The sequence below is a fragment of the Pseudoalteromonas sp. RW-H-Ap-1 genome (assembly GCF_048318575.1).
Taxonomy (GTDB): domain Bacteria; phylum Pseudomonadota; class Gammaproteobacteria; order Enterobacterales; family Alteromonadaceae; genus Pseudoalteromonas.
Genome location: NZ_CP166996.1, coordinates 1,527,104 through 1,544,386, shown reverse-complemented (window position 1 = coordinate 1,544,386; position 17,283 = coordinate 1,527,104). Strand labels below are relative to the sequence as shown.

Below are 17,283 nucleotides of genomic sequence, written 5' to 3'. Positions count from 1 at the left end.
TTAAAATGTCAGTAACACTACAAATAACAAAATCTAATGTGGCTGTACTTGTTTTAAGTCGCCCAGAAAAACGCAATGCCTTTAATAGCGACGTTATCCATGAGCTCATTCAATGTATTGAACATGCTAATACCCTCGATATTCGTGCCCTAGTATTAAAAACTGAGGGTAAACACTTTTCAGCCGGTGCCGATTTAGCCTGGATGAAATCGATGGCAGATAACAACTATAACGATAATTTGGCCGATTCAATGCAGCTGGCAAAGCTAATGCAAGTATTAGCACAAAGCCCGCACCCTACTATTTGTGCGGTACAAGGTGCTGCATTTGGTGGTGCTTTGGGATTAATTGCTTGCTGTGATATTGCGCTCAGCAAAGATGACGCTCAATTTTGTTTAAGTGAAGTTAAATTAGGCTTAATTCCTGCTGTTATAAGCCCTTATGTAATAAAAGCTATTGGTGAGCGCGCTGCTCGTCGTTATTTTTTAACGGCTGAAGTATTTGATGCGCATACGGCCAAGCAGTTGGGGCTAATTCACCAAATTACTGGAAATTTAGACTGTGCACTGGATAACCTACTACAAACGCTGATAGATAATGGCCCGGTAGCGGTTAAAGCAGCTAAAGCGCTTATTAATGATGTGGCAAACAAAGAAATTGATAACGAAATAATTACGCTCACTGCAGAACGTATAGCCAAAATTCGTGTATCAGAAGAAGGTCAAGAAGGTCTAACTGCCTTTTTTGAAAAACGCCCTCCCCAATGGCAACTCTAGGACGCATTATGAACACAGTACACTTACAAAAAATTCTAATTGCTAACCGTGGAGAGATTGCTTGTCGTATTATGCGAACAGCTAAGCAAATGGGCTTGACCACAGTTGCAGTTTATTCAGATGCAGATAAAAACGCTCAACATGTAAAAATGGCTGATGAAGCCTACCACATTGGTGCAGCGCCGAGTAAAGACTCATACCTAGTTGCAGATAAAATACTAAACGTTGCCAAAATAAGTGGCGCTGATTGTATTCACCCGGGCTATGGATTTTTATCTGAAAACAGCGAATTTGCTAACGTTTGTGAAGCCAATAACATTGCCTTTATTGGGCCACCAGCAAGCAGCATAGAAGCTATGGGCTCTAAAACCCGTGCAAAAGAAATTATGGCAGCCGCTAATGTTCCTTTGGTGCCAGGTTATTATGGCGATAAACAAGACCCTAGCTTTTTACAAGCTGAGGCTGAAAAAATTGGCTACCCTGTGCTTATCAAAGCGGCCTTTGGTGGCGGTGGTAAGGGCATGCGTATAGTTTCAAAATCCAGTGAGTTTATAAGCGCATTAGAAGGTGCTAAACGTGAAGCTATTGCCGGTTTTGGTAATGATCTGGTTTTGCTTGAGCGTTATGTTGACCAACCACGCCATGTTGAAGTGCAAGTATTTGCTGATAACTATGGCAACTGTGTGTATTTAGGTGATCGTGATTGTTCATTGCAGCGTCGGCATCAAAAAGTGATTGAAGAAGCGCCTGCCCCCGGTTTATCAGACTCATTGCGAAAAGAAATGGGCGAAGCCGCGGTAAGATGTGCCCTAGCAATTGACTACCGAGGCGCTGGCACTGTGGAATTTTTACTCTGTGGTGATGAGTTCTTTTTCATGGAAATGAATACTCGCTTGCAAGTAGAGCACCCAGTGAGTGAAATGGTCACCGGCGTTGATTTAGTTAATTGGCAAATTAATGTAGCCAGTGGTTTAGCGTTACCTTTAGCGCAAGCAGATATTCAGCTACAAGGCCACAGCTTTGAAGCACGTATTTACGCTGAAGATCCAAGTAATGACTTTATTCCGTGCTCTGGCACTATTGAGGCACTATATACGCCCGCGAACAGTGAATATGTTCGTATTGATACTGGTATTGCCCAAGGTGATGAAATAAGCCCGTATTACGATCCAATGATTGCCAAACTTATTGTTCATGATGATAACCGCGACCAAGCACTTTCGCGTTTACAACAAGCATTAACACAATTTCATTTAGCCGGATTTAGCACTAATATCAGCTTTTTATATAATTTAGCGATTCATCCACGCTTTAAACAAGGTGCTCCAAGCACCCACTTTATTGCAGAGCAAGGTGAAGCGTTAGTTACTATTGACCCATCTTTATTACAAACTAGCCGCTTAATTGCAGGTTTTGCGTATTTAGCATCACTTGGTAGTAATACAAGTAGTGCAAATCCATGGCAACAATTACATGGGTTTAGTTTAAATGCGCCGCAACAAGTTAACATTCCATTTAGCGATACCCCCTTAAACGCAATAAAAACCGCGCAGGGCTATAGTATGACCATTAATGACAACACCTTTGAAGTGCAAGGTGAGTTAACTAATGGCTACTGCAACGTATCGATTAATGGCGCTAAACACACTGCGCATGTTAGCCACGTTGATAATGCCATTACTGTAATGAACCAAGCACTGCAAACTAAGTTTGAATGTGTTGATAAACATTTCATCAGCTCACATGAAAATGAGGCATTACCTCTTGCTGCGCCACTTAATGGTACTGTAGTTAAACACTTGTTAGAGGTGGGAAGTACCATTACTAAAGGCGATGCAGTGGTTATAATTGAAGCAATGAAAATGGAATACACGCTTAATGCCCCACATGATGGCGTATTAAAAAGTTACTGTTTTGCTGAGGGTGAACTGGTAAGCCATGGCGCTTTACTGGCCATAGTTGAAGACACAACAGCAGAGGAACCCGCTTAATATGAGTTCATTATTACCTAAAGCAGTGCGCATTGTTGAAGTGGGCGCCAGAGATGGACTTCAAAATGAAGCCGCTGTAGAAACTGCTGATAAAATAACGCTTATTAACGCACTCGCCGCTGCAGGCATAAAAGACATAGAAGCTGGTGCGTTTGTCTCACCTAAATGGGTGCCACAAATGGCAGACTCTAGTGAAGTAATAAGCGCACTTAATTTACCTGAGGTTAATCTCAGTGCCCTTACCCCTAATTTAAAAGGGGCAGAGGCAGCTCATGCTGTAGGTATTAAAGAATTTGCAATATTTACCGCAGCGAGCGAAGCATTTTGCCAAAAAATATTAACTGCTCTATTGAGCAAAGTTTGGCGCGTTTTAGTGAAGTTATGGCTTTTGCAAAGGCGCATAACATTCGCGTACGCGGTTATGTAAGTTGTGTGTTAGGTTGCCCGTATGAGGGAGATGTTGACCCTCATACTGTACTGGCTGTTGCTGCTAAACTCTTAAAAATGGGCTGTTATGAAATTAGTCTAGGTGACACCATAGGTGTTGGCACACCCGCTAAAGTAATAGAGCTACTTACATTGCTACTTAAACATATTGATAAATCTAAACTTGCTGTACATTTTCATGACACATACGGGCAAGCGCTCACAAATATTTACGCTGCTCTAAACCTTGGTATAGCAACGGTTGACAGTGCTGTTGCCGGCCTTGGTGGCTGCCCATATGCCAAAGGCGCGTCAGGAAATGTTGCCACCGAAGATGTTGTATACTTACTGCAAGGGCTTGGCATTGAGCATGGAATTGATTTACAAAGACTTGCTGAGGCAGGTTGGCAAATTACGAGTGCACTGAACAAACAACCTGCTAGCAAGGTTTCTGCAGCATTACACGCACAATAATTATATAGCACAGAATGAGGAGTGACTCATGGCCGGTTTTGATAAAGTAGTTTCTAGTTATGAAGCTGCAATGGAAGGTTTAAAAGACGGCGATACAATAATAGCCGGTGGTTTTGGCTTATGTGGTATCCCTGAGGGGCTAATTGCCCAAATTAAAAAAATGCAAACTAAAGAATTAACCGTTGTTTCCAATAACTGTGGTGTTGATGACTTTGGTTTAGGGCTGTTACTGCACGACAAGCAAATTAAAAAGGTGGTCGCCTCATACGTTGGCGAAAATGCCTTGTTTGAACAGCAACTACTAAGTGGCGAGATTGATGTAGAACTTACGCCACAAGGTACTCTTGCTGAAAAAATGCGTGCTGGTGGTGCAGGAATACCTGCTTTTTATACAGCCACAGGTTACGGCACACCGGTTGCTGAGGGTAAAGAAGTAAAAGAATTTAATGGTCGCCCTTATATTTTAGAAGAGTCAATTACCGGTGAATTCGCTATTGTAAAAGCATGGAAAGCGGATCGCTACGGCAACTTAGTATTTCGTCATACAGCCATGAACTTCAATCCAATGGCGGCTACTGCGGGTAAAATTACCGTTGCAGAAGTAGAGGAAATTGTTGAGCCAGGCGAACTTGAGCCAAGCCAAATACATACGCCAGGAATTTTTGTTAACCGCGTTATAAAAGGTAACTTTGAAAAACGCATTGAACGTGTTACCACACGAGATTAAGCAGGAGCACTAACAATGGCATTATCACGTGAACAAGTCGCAATGCGCGTAGCTCAAGAGTTACAAGATGGGTTTTATGTTAATTTGGGCATTGGTATTCCGACACTCGTCGCAAACTATGTACCCGATGGCATAGAAGTTATGCTACAGTCCGAAAATGGTCTTTTAGGCATGGGCGAATACCCTACTAAAGCCACTGTTGATGCGGATATGATCAACGCGGGTAAAGAAACCGTGACGGCAGCTACCGGTGCAGCTATATTTAATAGTGCAGATAGTTTTGCCATGATACGGGGTGGTCATGTAGACTTAACCGTTCTGGGTGCGTTTGAGGTAGACCAAAACGGTTCTATAGCCTCATGGATGATCCCTAAAAAATTAATTAAAGGCATGGGCGGAGCGATGGATTTAGTCGCAGGTGCAAAAAACATTATTGTTACCATGACCCATGCCAGTAAACACGGCGATTCTAAGTTATTAGAAAGCTGTACGTTACCGCTAACGGGCGTTAACTGTGTTAAAAAAATAGTTACTGATTTAGCCGTTCTAGAAGTAAAAGACGGCGCATTTCATTTACTAGAACGCGCACCAGGCGTATCAGTTGATGAAATTATTAGCAAAACGGCAGGTAAATTGCTTGTTAATGGTGATATTCCTGAGATGGTGTTTTAAACCACTCATAATTTCACTCTGTACCGACCTCATTCCCAGTGCCAATGGCGCTGAGTTACCCAAAATCCCTCGTAAGAGGGATTTTTTTGTCTATATTTTAGTTTTTGCACTATAGTGACAATTTAACGCACCACTTAGGTGAATTCGACCTAATAAAATAAATAAATTGCTGATATAGTTAGTTTTTATTTTTGGTTTAATTATTGCCTATTACTAGGCGATTGAAATAACTTTATACTGGATACCATGCAAACACCTATTCGCGGCCTTCGCTCTTTTTGTTTTGCCGCAAAAAGCTTAAGTTTTAAACACGCTGCTAAAGAGCTTTACTTAACGCCCTCGGCTGTAAGCCACCAAATTAAACAGCTAGAAGAGCAGCTAGGCATTGATTTATTTCAAAGACAAACTCGATCTATTAGTTTAACGCCTGCAGGTAAAAACTTTTTTGAAGCAATTTATCCAATTATAAATATGCTAGAGAGTACCATTAATGAATTTAGTCAGTTACAACAAAATGTAAACTTAACCATTACCCTGCCCGAATTTTTTGCCAGTGAATTGTTAATGCCTAAGCTCAGTGAATGGACCAGCGAGCACCCTAACATTAATTTACACATGGATACCCTTAAAACTCGAAAGGAATTAACCCGCCAAAGTGATTTATCTATAATTTTATCTTCAAGTAAACCACTTGATGGACTGGCTACCGAGTTATTTAATTTAGAATATATTCCAGCGTGTAATAAAAAGCTGCTTGAACAATGGCAAAACGATCATTGTCAGGCACTTAACCAAGTACCCCTTATTGTGCATAAAGCAAGGCCTTGGGCTTGGCATCAGTGGGCAGAAAAAGTTGGGATTGATGACTTTTCACCAACACAAATTATTCAAATAGATAGTATGTTTGGTGTAGCAAGGGCGGCGCAGCAAGGAATGGGGATTGCACTTATTCCTCTACCAATTAGCCAAAGCTGGCTGGATGAGCAATGGCTCTATAAACTGTTTGAACAACCCCTTACCACCAAAGATAAATACTACTTGGTACAACACGGCTCTAGTACAGCAAACCACCCGCTCGACTTGTTTGCCAAGTGGGTAATTAACACCTTCAGACAAACAAAGTGACTATTAATTAAACGCCCTTTTATGGGCGTTTTGTTATTTACGACCTTTTTTAAATATTTTTTTGTGTCTCACGAAAATCTAAAAAAATAAAATATAACCAGCATTATCAACCACTTGAATAACTCCTTATTGACTGAATTTATAGATTAGTTTTTTTCACTTATTAGTTTTGTTTTTATCGCTTGTCGAAATTGAGTAAAAGCTCTAAAGTTAACTCAACAAATCAGCAACGACCAAAAATAATAAAACGCGTTACTGAAACCAAATTTAATTAGTTTGTAACAACAAGCTAGTAAAAAAGAATCTTTATTGTGTGTGAAGATGTTGTCAGTGTAAAAAACAGCTCAAGTTCGGTGGTGACTTAGCTTGGGTTGTTTTTATTTTACGCTTACACCCGCCAATAAATATAAGAATCTTTATTGTGTGTGAAGATGTTGTCAGTGTAAAAAGCAACTCAAGTTCGGTGGTGACTGAGCTTGAGTTGTTTTTATTTACATTCACATCAGCAACAATAATCCAGCATTAGTTATTACTAATACAACCCCCGAATCTTTATTGTGTGTGAAGATGTTGTCAATTGAAATGCAGCGACCTTTTTTAAGTATCGCTGCTTTTTTTGCTTAAAATTTGCCTATTTGCTAATTAGCTTAAACATCATCTGATCTGTTTATTTCCTCACGAGCAACAAATTCTAATACAGTGGCATTAATACAATATCTATCTTGACCATTTCGCCCTTCACCCGGGAATAAATGCCCTAAATGAATCCCGGTACTTTTAGATTTAAGCTCAATACGTTGCATTCCCCAACTGTTATCTTCATGCTGCGTTACGCTGTCTTTTACAGGGTGTGTAAACGACAACCAGCCAGTACCCGAATTAAATCTGTCGCGGGTATCAAACAAGGGTTCACCACTGAGTTTATCGATAAAAATGCCATCGGGGGTGTTTTTAAAAATAGCGTATTCTTTGCAATATGGGCTGTCGGTTTTAGCGTTAAACGCTACTTTATAAGCTTCACTGTCACCGAGTTTAAATGCACCTAGCGCTTTATAAAACAGCTCGGCATCCATATAACCTTGGCGAGAATACACTTCTACTCCATCTTCTAAAAATAGTATGGTGGGTGTAGCCCAAGTTGCACTTTTGATAGTTAAGCCGCTAAGCTGATCAGCATGGCGAAATGTCATTGGTATTGTGCCTTTGTAGTCATTGGCTACCGCCGCTTTAAACTTTTCACAGTAAGGGCAGTAATCACGAGAGTCTAAAATAACAATTTGTTTGCCAGTCAACAATGCAGTGTTATCAACCTGCTGCTTTTCGTCTTGACTAAAAACAACACCGGTTGAATGGTTTGGGCAATAGCCGTTTGGATTTTTTCAAGATAATTTTGATGATACTCTTCAGCAGAATAAAAGCGCTCAAGTGGCTTAATTTGTGTAGCAATTGTTCCATAACCTGCTTTGGTGAGTAACTGCTGATACTGCTGTGTTACCGCAAGCGCGGTGTTTGCTTGCTCGTCACTTGTAGTTAAAATAATAGAGCGATATTGAGTGCCTACATCATTACCTTGGCGGTTCTTTTGAGTCGGATCGTGGCTTTCGTAATAATTTTGCAGCAGCTCTTTTGCCGAAATAATATTGCTATTAAATGTAACCTGCACCACTTCAGCGTAGTTATCTTCATCAAAGCGACGCGATAGCTTAGTTATATTTCTGTAGGTTGGTTTAAACCCATGCCCATCGGCATAACCCGACTCTGCATCGAGTACCCCATTAAGTGCTTCATAGCGTTTTTCTGCCCCCCAAAAACAACCCGAGCCAAGCACTAGCTTTTCTACATGCATGGTGGCATTTAAATCACTGGATTTAGTTACCTCATCTGACGAGATAGCGCTCATCGTACTTAGTAATCCCAACATAGCAAATGTAGATAATATTAACCCCTTAAACATACGATTACCTCTTAGTTTTAGTTACTCTAGGGTCTGTTGACCTTCCAAGGTTAAATTTGCAGCAGTCTGTTTGGTGTTTAGGCAAGGCAGAGCCTATGTGGTGTGGTTATTACCCATAAATAGGCGATAACGCAGCATCAATGCCAAACAGGCGCTGCCCGATGGGTTCTGCCTAGGAGCGATTTACCCTTTGTTGCCTACATGGATGTAGGTAAGGGGCGTGAGCAGGACGCGGAAGCTTTGCTCGGTTTTTACTTAGCCCACTAGGTTACAAAACTCGCGCCGCGATTAAACCGCTCCTAGTTTGAACAATTTTAATCCGCAAAGGTCAACAGACCCTAAAGCAGACCTGTAAACTCAACAATAAATTTCACACACAACAAAACTTTACGAATGAGGGAGTTTATTCGATCCGAGCTTGTCTATTAATATCGTAATAGTACAGCGACTGTGATAGCTTAAATGTAATTAATATTAATGAGTTATCGGTATGAGCATGATTCCTAGTATAAAAATTTTAACGAACTCTAGCCTGCTTTTTGATGTTTCTCACTACAGCGAACCACACATACTTGCGACGCAAAAAAGCTTTGGGCGTTAGCCCAGCACTGTAAAAATAGTAATGAGTTTTTTGATTTAGTACCGGCTATGAACTCGTTAACTTTGTATTTAAAGTCTTCAGAAATGCTCCATAAATGGTACAACAGCTTAGCTAAGTTATGGGATGAAGTGGATGATTACCCGTTTGATAGCCAGCACCACCAAATTAATACCTACTACCAAGGTGAAGATTTAGATTACGTAGCTAACTATCATCAACTCACAATTGATGAAGTGATTAACTTACATAGTAAAGAGTTATATCACGTTCTATTTTTAGGCTTTGTTCCCGGTTTTCCTTATTTACATGGGCTCAACTCACGGTTATTTACCCCAAGGCGCGATAATCCGCGAGTGAGTGTACCTAAAGGCGCAATTGCCATTGGAGCAGACCAAACAGGTATTTACCCTGAAGATTCGCCAGGTGGTTGGCATATTATAGCTCACACTGATGCCTGCTTATTTGATTCTAAAGCGGCTAATCCTTGCTTATTTAAACCTGGCGATACCATAGAGTTTGTGCCTGTAAAAGGAGTAAGCAATGATTAAAGTAATCAAGAGCGGTATTCAACTAACAATTCAAGATTTAGGCCGTGTGGGTTTTCGACATTTAGGGGTAAGCCGCTCAGGCAGCCTTGATACCTATGCACACATTATTGCGAACCGTTTATTAAATAACACCGACAACGCTGCCGTGCTGGAATTAACCGTGGGTTTATGCGAACTGCAATTTCAGTGTGATACCGTTATCGCCCTTCATGGAGCCGACCTCAAAGCAACCCTTGATGGACACCCACTTTATCCAGGCTGGAGTAACCCAATAAAAGCAATGCAAACACTTAAATTTGCAACTGGCCGTGGTGGCTCCCGTGCTTATATTGCAGTAAAAGGCGGTATTGAATGCCCAGAGGTTATGGGTTCTAAATCTACCGATTTAGGGGCAGCCATTGGAGGCTTTAATGGCCGTGCACTGCAAAGCGGCGACGTGCTAGCCATAAGTCCTTATACTAAACCTTGGTTATGTAATAAGGGCGCCCTTACCCCACCTAAACGTAATATTATCCGTTTACATGTTGGTCCTCATTATGAGCTACTAACACCCGAGTGCATTAATGCTTTTTGTGATACCGCATTTACTATTAATCCAAATAGTAATCGTATGGGGGTGCGCTTAGATCATAAAAATGCTGATATTATGCAACATACACTTTCATTGCCCTCTGTAGCCGTAGCACCTGGGAGCATACAGCTTCCACCTGATGGCAATCCTATAGTGTTATTAAATGACGGGCAAACAACTGGGGGTTATCCTTTAATAGCGCATGTGATAGAAGCCGACTTACATCAGTTTGCACAATTTAGAACTGCCGATTCAATCACCTTTGAATTTGTATCACTTGAGCAAGCAAATGCTGCAAAAAATAAGCTCGATGCTCACCTAGCACAACTTAAGCTGAGTTTAAGCCGCTACTGGGATTAATTAATAGTGCACTCACGCTCACTCACTGAGTAACTCAACCGCTATTTATTTATTTTTCGCTTTGCACTTTCTTAGTGCAAGGCAAACTAATTTTTGCAATTTAATTTAACTTTAACGTAATTAAAAATTGCACATTGCATTTTAATCTCCTTGCCAATATCACCACATTGGTGCAGCGCTAATTTATTTGGTGCATAAATTATTCTTATTATTTTAAAAAAGCCATGTGACTTAGGTATTTATTTCTGATAAAACAAGGTTAGTCTTTAGCAAACTCGCTATCGTAGGCACTTAATAGGAATGAGGAAAAATTATGTGTTCAATATTCGGCGTACTCGATATTAAATCGGATCCCAGCCAGTTACGCGCTCAGGCAATCGAAATGTCCAAACTGCTTCGCCACCGCGGGCCTGATTGGTCAGGGGTGTATTCATCAGACAAAGCAATTTTAGTACACGAACGCTTAGCAATAGTAGGCGTATCAAGCGGTGCGCAACCATTATACAACCCAGAAAAAACGCATATTTTAGCGGTAAATGGCGAAATTTATAACCACAAAGAGCTTGCCGCTAATTTAGAAGTCGAGTTTGATTTTCAAACGCAGTCAGATTGTGAAGTTATTTTAGCCCTGTATAAACAAAAAGGGCCTGCATTTTTAGATGACTTAAATGGTATTTTTGCCTTTTGTTTATATGATGAAGAGCAAGATGCTTATCTAATTGGTCGCGACCACATTGGTATTATTCCGCTGTATACAGGCCACGACGAGCATGGCAACTTTTATGTAGCATCAGAGCTAAAAGCGCTTTCACCTATTTGTAAACATATAGAAGAGTTCCCACCTGGGCATTTCCTTTACAGCAAAGACGGTAAATTAACACCGTACTACCAACGTGATTGGCAAAGCTACGATGCAGTTAAAAACAACGATGCCAAGGCAGAAGATGTAAAAGATGCTCTAGAAGCCGCGGTAAAACGCCAACTAATGTGTGACGTACCCTACGGTGTATTATTATCAGGTGGATTAGATTCGTCGGTTATTTCAGCTATTACTCAACATTTTGCCGCAAAACGTATTGAAGACAACGATGAAAGTGATGCATGGTGGCCTAAACTGCATTCGTTTTCAGTGGGTTTAGAAGGCTCACCCGATTTAGCTGCAGCGCAAAAAGTGGCTGATATGATAGGCACTATTCACCACCCTATTATTTTTACTATTCAACAAGGTATTGATGCTCTTAAAGAAGTGATTTATCACATTGAAACCTACGATGTAACCACTATTCGTGCATCAACCCCTATGTACTTAATGGCACGCCAAATTAAAGCTATGGGCATTAAAATGGTACTTTCAGGTGAAGGTGCCGATGAATTATTTGGTGGTTATTTATATTTTCATAAAGCACCCAATGCACAAGAGTTTCATGAAGAGCTAAACCGTAAAGTATCAAAACTGCATATGTTTGATTGTTTACGTGCTAATAAATCAATGGCTGCTTGGGGTGTTGAAGCACGCGTGCCATTTTTAGATAAAGAATTTGTTGATGTGGCCATGCGCATCAACCCAGAAGCTAAAATGTGTAAAGACGAAAAAATTGAAAAACATATTTTACGTGCTGGTTTCGACGGCTACCTTCCAGATGACGTGTTATGGCGTCAAAAAGAACAATTCTCTGATGGTGTTGGCTACAGCTGGATTGATACTTTAAAAGAGTATGTGAATGAGCAAGTAACGGATCAAGAACTAGCGAATGCTAAATTTAAATACCCAATTAACACGCCAGATTCAAAAGAAGCGTATTTTTACCGCCGTATTTTTGAATCGCACTTCCCGGGCGATGCCTCTGCTAACTGTGTACCACATGGTAAATCAGTAGCATGTTCAACCCCCGAAGCACTGGCGTGGGATGCATCATTTCAAAACAATGCAGATCCATCTGGACGCGCCGCAGGCGTTCACAATGAAGCATATAAAAAATAGTTACCCCCTATCTACGCTGCAGCTTAAAAACTGCAGCTTTTCTTCGCTGTCTTAGTGAATAATTTCTTGAAATTTTATGGCACTAAGAGAAGTGAATGAAAAAGCTAAGCCATTCAATTTAATCATTTATGTTTAATCACTGTTGTTTGTCACTTCTCTACAAGCGCAGCGTTTCTTTGCCATTTTTGTAAATTAAATCTCAAAGGTGAGATAAACCTTTGACCAATTTAGTTTAAACAGTAAGATTTAGTCGCTTTTTATAAAAACTATTTCAATCTCGCTTTTTCATTAACCTCATGAACAATATCTATCTAACTCATTATCCCAAATCATAAAAACATAGTTAAAATGTCATTAATAAATCATTTAATAAATGAATAGTGATTTTAAAACGCTGACTTAGTTTTTTACGTATTCATTAGCGTTTTTTTAGTTATTTACTTGTCTGATTAGGCCGAATATTCATTCACTTAGCTTTGCATTCAATGCTATATACGACTATAAAATAATTAGCTGACACATTAGTTATCATTTGTTCAGTTGCCAGATGTGTACAATAAAAAGACAAAAGCAGCTTAAAGTTTTGCCAAAGTGTTAATTCTTTTGCATTTAATATTTAACTCCCCTATTAGTAAAGGTATGATGGGCAATTAAATTAGTTAGTCTTCTAACTATTCGTGTTATTAGCTTTAGTTATAAATCTAATAAGACGAATACAGTGAACTATAAAAAAAACTGGCATTAAGCCAACCTGTTTCATTAACCAATGAGGTATTGCATGAGCGAGAATCATGACAAGTACAGTATTGATAATACGGACTACACCGTAGGTCAAGACAACGTACAAAAGTGGGGATTTGATATACATAACCCTGTATTCGGGATCAGTGCAGGGTTAATAGCACTTTTTTTAATCGCCGTATTAGTGTCAGATGCCGAAGTAGCTAAAACAACACTTAATGGTATCAAAACCGATATTATTAATAATTTTGACGGCTTATTTATGTGGGCCGCCAACTTCTTTGTTATTTTTTGTCTAGTTTTAATTTTTTCGCCTTATGGCAATATCCGCTTAGGCGGAGACGATGCTAAACCATCGCACTCTCGTATTTCTTGGCTGGCAATGTTATTTGCTGCAGGTATGGGTATTGGCTTAATGTTTTGGGGGTTGCTGAACCAGTTGCATACTACACTGGTTGGTATGAAACACCGCTCAATGTAACAGCTAACACACCAGAAGCCGCGAAAATGGCAATGGGTGCAACTATGTTCCATTGGGGTCTTCACCCTTGGGCAATTTATGCTGTAGTTGCGCTTTCGTTAGCATTTTTTACTTACAATAAAGGCTTACCACTTTCTATTCGTTCGATTTTTTACCCAATTTTAGGTGATAAAGCGTGGGGGTGGCCTGGTCACATAATTGATATTTTAGCTGTATTAGCAACCTTATTTGGTTTAGCAACGTCACTTGGGCTAGGTGCACAACAAGCCTCTGCCGGTATTAATCATGTATTTGGTTTTGAAGGTGGCGTAGGTTCACAAATTCTGGTTATTACAGGTGTTACATTACTAGCAGTCGTCTCTGTTATTAGAGGCATTGATGGCGGCGTTAAATTACTTAGTAACGTAAATATGCTCATTGCTTTAGTACTACTAGTATTTGTATGTTTAGTTGGTTTTGCGGTCTCTATGGGTAATATCCCTAACACGGTAATGGGGTATGTAGAGAACATTATTCCATTGAGTAACCCACATGGCCGTGAAGATGAAACATGGATGCATGGTTGGACAGTATTCTACTGGGCTTGGTGGATTTCATGGTCACCGTTTGTAGGTATGTTTATTGCGCGTGTTTCGCGTGGTCGTACAATCCGTGAATTTTTAACCGCGGTATTACTTATTCCAACAGCGGTTACTATCCTGTGGATGTCTATCTATGGTGGCATCGCAATTGACCAAGTAGTTAATGGTATTGGTGCTCTTGGGACTGACGGTCTAACAAGTGTCCCTATGGCGATGTTCCAAATGCTTGATGAAATGCCAATGGCGAGTGTGCTTTCTTTCATTGCTATTGTATTAGTACTGGTATTCTTTATTACTTCTTCTGATTCAGGATCACTTGTAATTGATTCAATCACAGCAGGTGGCAAAATTGATGCACCGGTACCACAGCGTATTTTTTGGGCTACTGTTGAGGGCGCAATTGCTGCTGCATTACTTTGGATTGGTGGTACTCAAGCGATTGAAGCACTACAAGCTGGTGCTATTTCAACCGGTCTACCGTTTACCATTGTTTTACTATTAATGTGTGTAAGCTTAATTTTAGGTTTACGAACTGAGCCTCGCCCAGTTAAATAACACCCTACATTAAAAAACGCCGCTAATTGCGGCGTTTTTTTTACTCTATTTTTCCTATAATATTTTATAACGTTTCGCTAAAACCAAATTTCACTTAGTGGTGTATCTAACCGATAATGATAACTCAGCTGAGCTTGCAGTAATTCTGCGGTGGCTAAAGCGTCAGTCAGTGCATTATGGTTTTGATACAATGGCAAGGAATAACGCTCCCTTGTATCACTTAACCGTAATGAGCCTAGTTTTGTATTAAATAGCCTACCTAGTAGCCCTTGACGCGCTCTAAGCGCTCGCCTTTCAATTTCCATAGTGTCGACTAGAGCAAATTCAATCCCTTCTTTTATACGTGTGAGCAGCGCATTATAAAAAAAGTGGCGCTCAATGGCGGCATAATGCACCACCACCACTTTCCCTTTAAGGGCATCAAGAAGTGGGGCTAAAATTCGATTAAGGTCGGGAGCTTCATCCACTTCTGAGTGAGTAATACCATGGATAACAATCGATTCTTCACTCAAATCTCGTCGTGGTTGTACCACCCAATGACGGCTCTCTTTACAGTAAATACGATTTACATTAAAAGGAACTAGACCAACACTAACAATATCATCGCTATCAGCATCAAGGCCGGTTGTTTCAAAGTCTAGCGCCACAAAAGGTACGTCTTTAAGCGGAGCAGTCTGATTGGTAAATGCCTGCTGGTAAAAGTCTTTAAGCAATGTGTTTTGCGTACTTTGCAAGAGCTGTTCGTAACGATGGGGCCAATCTATCGGTGAATTAGCCATAATTTATTTCACACCTGAGTGAGCGGAATAACTAAATTTTAAAAAGCTTTGCGCTTTTTCTAAAATCGCAAAAGCTTCTTTTAAATTACTTTGCTCAAATGGTGAGAGTAAATGCGGGTCTAAATCGTTATCAGGCGCTTCACCTTGCTCTATTTGCCACGCCTGATGCCGAATACGCACTGTAGCAATATATTCAAATGCGTCACGCAAATCTTGTGCTTTGCCTTTGGGTAGTAAGTTAGCCTCGATGATATCTTCTAAGCGCTCAAACGAATTTTGTTTACGTGAACCCACCGCTAATGCATGAACGCGAACAACATCAGATAACGGCGCTGTTCCACGACGCTTTAAGTTCATTGAGCGCTTATGTTGGCCATTGTGCTCAAGTACAAAGCCGTTAAAGAATCCCAATGGTGGCGTTCGGTTACGGGCATTGGCAGCAAGGTTAGCTAAAAAGCGTTTATTTACTTTGCTTTCTTTTGCCACCAGCGTTTTAAGCTCATCGGCCCATTTTAGCTTTCCCCATACGCCATCTAAGTCAAAAAATATCGAGCTGTTAAGCAGAGCTTGCGGCTTGGGCTCGGCCATCCAGCTAGCAAATTTTTCTTTCCATTGTGTACGGGTCATGCGCCATTTTTTAAATGACGCCATAATTTCACCGTCACAATAGGTATAGCCACACTTGGCTAAACCATCACACACAAAATCTGATAGGTTTTGAAAATACTCATCGTGCAATGCCTCATCGAAGCTATTATCTAAAATGAGTGCGTTATCTTGATCGGTTACAATCAACTGCTCGTCCCGTGCCATTGAGCCCAGCGCAATAAAACAATAAGGAATGGGCGGCTCGCCAAACTTTTCTTCAGCTAGCGCTAATAAGCGTTGTTTAAAGGTACGCCCTATTACTGCCATAGCCGTTCCTATCATATGAGAATTGGCATCTTCGTTTACCATACGCACAAACACATTAGGGAGTTGGCGGGCATAATGAACTAAATCTTCCACTGATTGCTGCGCTAAAATACCCCGTACTAACAATAAGCTACTTTGTGACTCATAACGTAGAATATCAGATAGCGATATTACCCCTATTGGGCGTTTTTTATGAACCACAGGCAAGTGATGCAAGTTATCTCTGAGCATCGCTAAAACGGCTTCAAATACATAGGCATTACTATCGAGCAAGACTAAACTTGAGGTCATAACCTCTTGCGCAGGCGTATCAAACGTCAGCCCTTGGGCAACGACTTTAGTTCGGATATCTCTATCTGTGATGATCCCGACAACTTGACCGTCATCCTCTTCTGGATCGTCGCTTATTTGTTTTTCTATGTCAGTGACAAGTACTGAAGAGACCGATTCTTGTGTCATTAAAAACGCAACGTCTTGTATGGGGGTTTGCGTAGTAACCGTGACTACATCGCGATGAAGTAATGATTTAACTTTGGCGGTGGTTAAGTCATTGCTGTCGGCTTGCTCTACTATAGCTTGATGCAAGCGTACATTGCCATCCACTTCGAAAAAGTCGGCAAAGGTTTCGTATTTATCACAGTATTCGTTAAAGGTATTAACGTTAATACAATACGTTAAGGTATCTTCAAGCGCACGAGCCGGAAACCGTACTTTGCGGTTCATTAATAAGCCCATTTGGCCAAAAATACCGCCTGTAGCTAAACGGTTATAGAGCTCGCCATTACGACGTGAAATCTCAACAGAGCCACTACGAATAATATACAAGTCACTAATATCTTGCCCTAAATGTAGGATATCAGTTTCGGCACGAAAGTAAGCAACCTCTATTTGCATTGCTAATTCATTCAATGCTTCTGTAGGAAGCGTATCAAATGGGGGGTGTTCAACTAAAAACTGGGCTATTTCAACTTGCTCGGCCTGCATAGGGAATCCTTGTGGCGTGAATCTAGTTGAATTGTGAGCCT

At 40.6% G+C, this 17,283-nt stretch carries 9 protein-coding genes and 4 pseudogenes; 10 read left to right on the top strand and 3 right to left on the bottom strand.

Going from position 1 to position 17,283, the window contains the following annotated elements; all coding sequences use genetic code 11:
• Positions 1–5: 5 nt before the first annotated feature.
• From AB8618_RS07160 to AB8618_RS07135, 6 genes and pseudogenes are all read left to right on the top strand, one after another.
• Entirely contained in the window at positions 6–776 is a 771-nt protein-coding gene (locus AB8618_RS07160) for an enoyl-CoA hydratase/isomerase family protein (protein ID WP_413401975.1), read from the top strand.
• Between the two features lie 8 nt (positions 777–784).
• On the top strand, positions 785–2,767 hold the full coding sequence (locus AB8618_RS07155; protein WP_413401973.1) for an acetyl/propionyl/methylcrotonyl-CoA carboxylase subunit alpha: 1,983 nt from the start codon (positions 785–787) through the stop codon (positions 2,765–2,767).
• Position 2,768: 1 nt separating this feature from the next.
• Positions 2,769–3,667, top strand: a pseudogene (locus AB8618_RS07150) (hydroxymethylglutaryl-CoA lyase).
• 28 nt (positions 3,668–3,695) lie between these two features.
• Positions 3,696–4,394 (top strand): CoA transferase subunit A, encoded by a 699-nt coding sequence (locus AB8618_RS07145; protein WP_008114703.1) that lies wholly within the window; start codon positions 3,696–3,698, stop codon positions 4,392–4,394.
• A gap of 15 nt (positions 4,395–4,409) precedes the next feature.
• Positions 4,410–5,066, top strand: a complete 657-nt coding sequence (locus AB8618_RS07140; protein WP_008114705.1) for a 3-oxoacid CoA-transferase subunit B — start codon at positions 4,410–4,412, stop codon at positions 5,064–5,066.
• Positions 5,067–5,312: 246 nt separating this feature from the next.
• Entirely contained in the window at positions 5,313–6,191 is an 879-nt protein-coding gene (locus AB8618_RS07135; RefSeq protein ID WP_010389946.1) for a LysR family transcriptional regulator, read from the top strand.
• 647 nt (positions 6,192–6,838) lie between these two features.
• On the opposite strand, the pseudogene msrA reads toward AB8618_RS07135, so the two are convergent.
• A pseudogene (gene msrA / locus AB8618_RS07130) lies at positions 6,839–8,145 on the bottom strand (peptide-methionine (S)-S-oxide reductase MsrA).
• A 490-nt stretch (positions 8,146–8,635) separates the two neighbouring features.
• Between msrA and pxpB the strand changes: the two are divergent.
• From pxpB to AB8618_RS07110, 4 genes and pseudogenes are all read left to right on the top strand, one after another.
• Positions 8,636–9,294, top strand: a pseudogene (gene pxpB, locus AB8618_RS07125) (5-oxoprolinase subunit PxpB).
• Complete coding sequence (locus tag AB8618_RS07120; RefSeq protein ID WP_409425376.1) at positions 9,287–10,225, top strand: biotin-dependent carboxyltransferase family protein; 939 nt, start codon at positions 9,287–9,289, stop codon at positions 10,223–10,225. Before pxpB ends, AB8618_RS07120 begins: the two are co-directional and overlap by 8 nt.
• Positions 10,226–10,538: 313 nt before the next feature.
• The gene (gene asnB, locus AB8618_RS07115) at positions 10,539–12,206 is read left to right on the top strand and encodes an asparagine synthase B (protein ID WP_198523137.1); all 1,668 of its coding nucleotides are present in this window, start codon (positions 10,539–10,541) and stop codon (positions 12,204–12,206) included.
• A gap of 778 nt (positions 12,207–12,984) precedes the next feature.
• Positions 12,985–14,564: pseudogene (locus AB8618_RS07110) on the top strand (BCCT family transporter).
• A 77-nt stretch (positions 14,565–14,641) separates the two neighbouring features.
• On the opposite strand, the gene AB8618_RS07105 reads toward AB8618_RS07110, so the two are convergent.
• Together AB8618_RS07105 and AB8618_RS07100 are read right to left on the bottom strand one after the other, a co-directional pair.
• Positions 14,642–15,343 (bottom strand): 3'-5' exonuclease, encoded by a 702-nt coding sequence (locus tag AB8618_RS07105; RefSeq protein WP_409425374.1) that lies wholly within the window; start codon positions 15,341–15,343, stop codon positions 14,642–14,644.
• Between the two features lie 3 nt (positions 15,344–15,346).
• The gene (locus tag AB8618_RS07100) at positions 15,347–17,242 is read right to left on the bottom strand and encodes a putative nucleotidyltransferase substrate binding domain-containing protein (RefSeq protein ID WP_413401964.1); all 1,896 of its coding nucleotides are present in this window, start codon (positions 17,240–17,242) and stop codon (positions 15,347–15,349) included.
• Positions 17,243–17,283 lie beyond the last annotated feature (41 nt).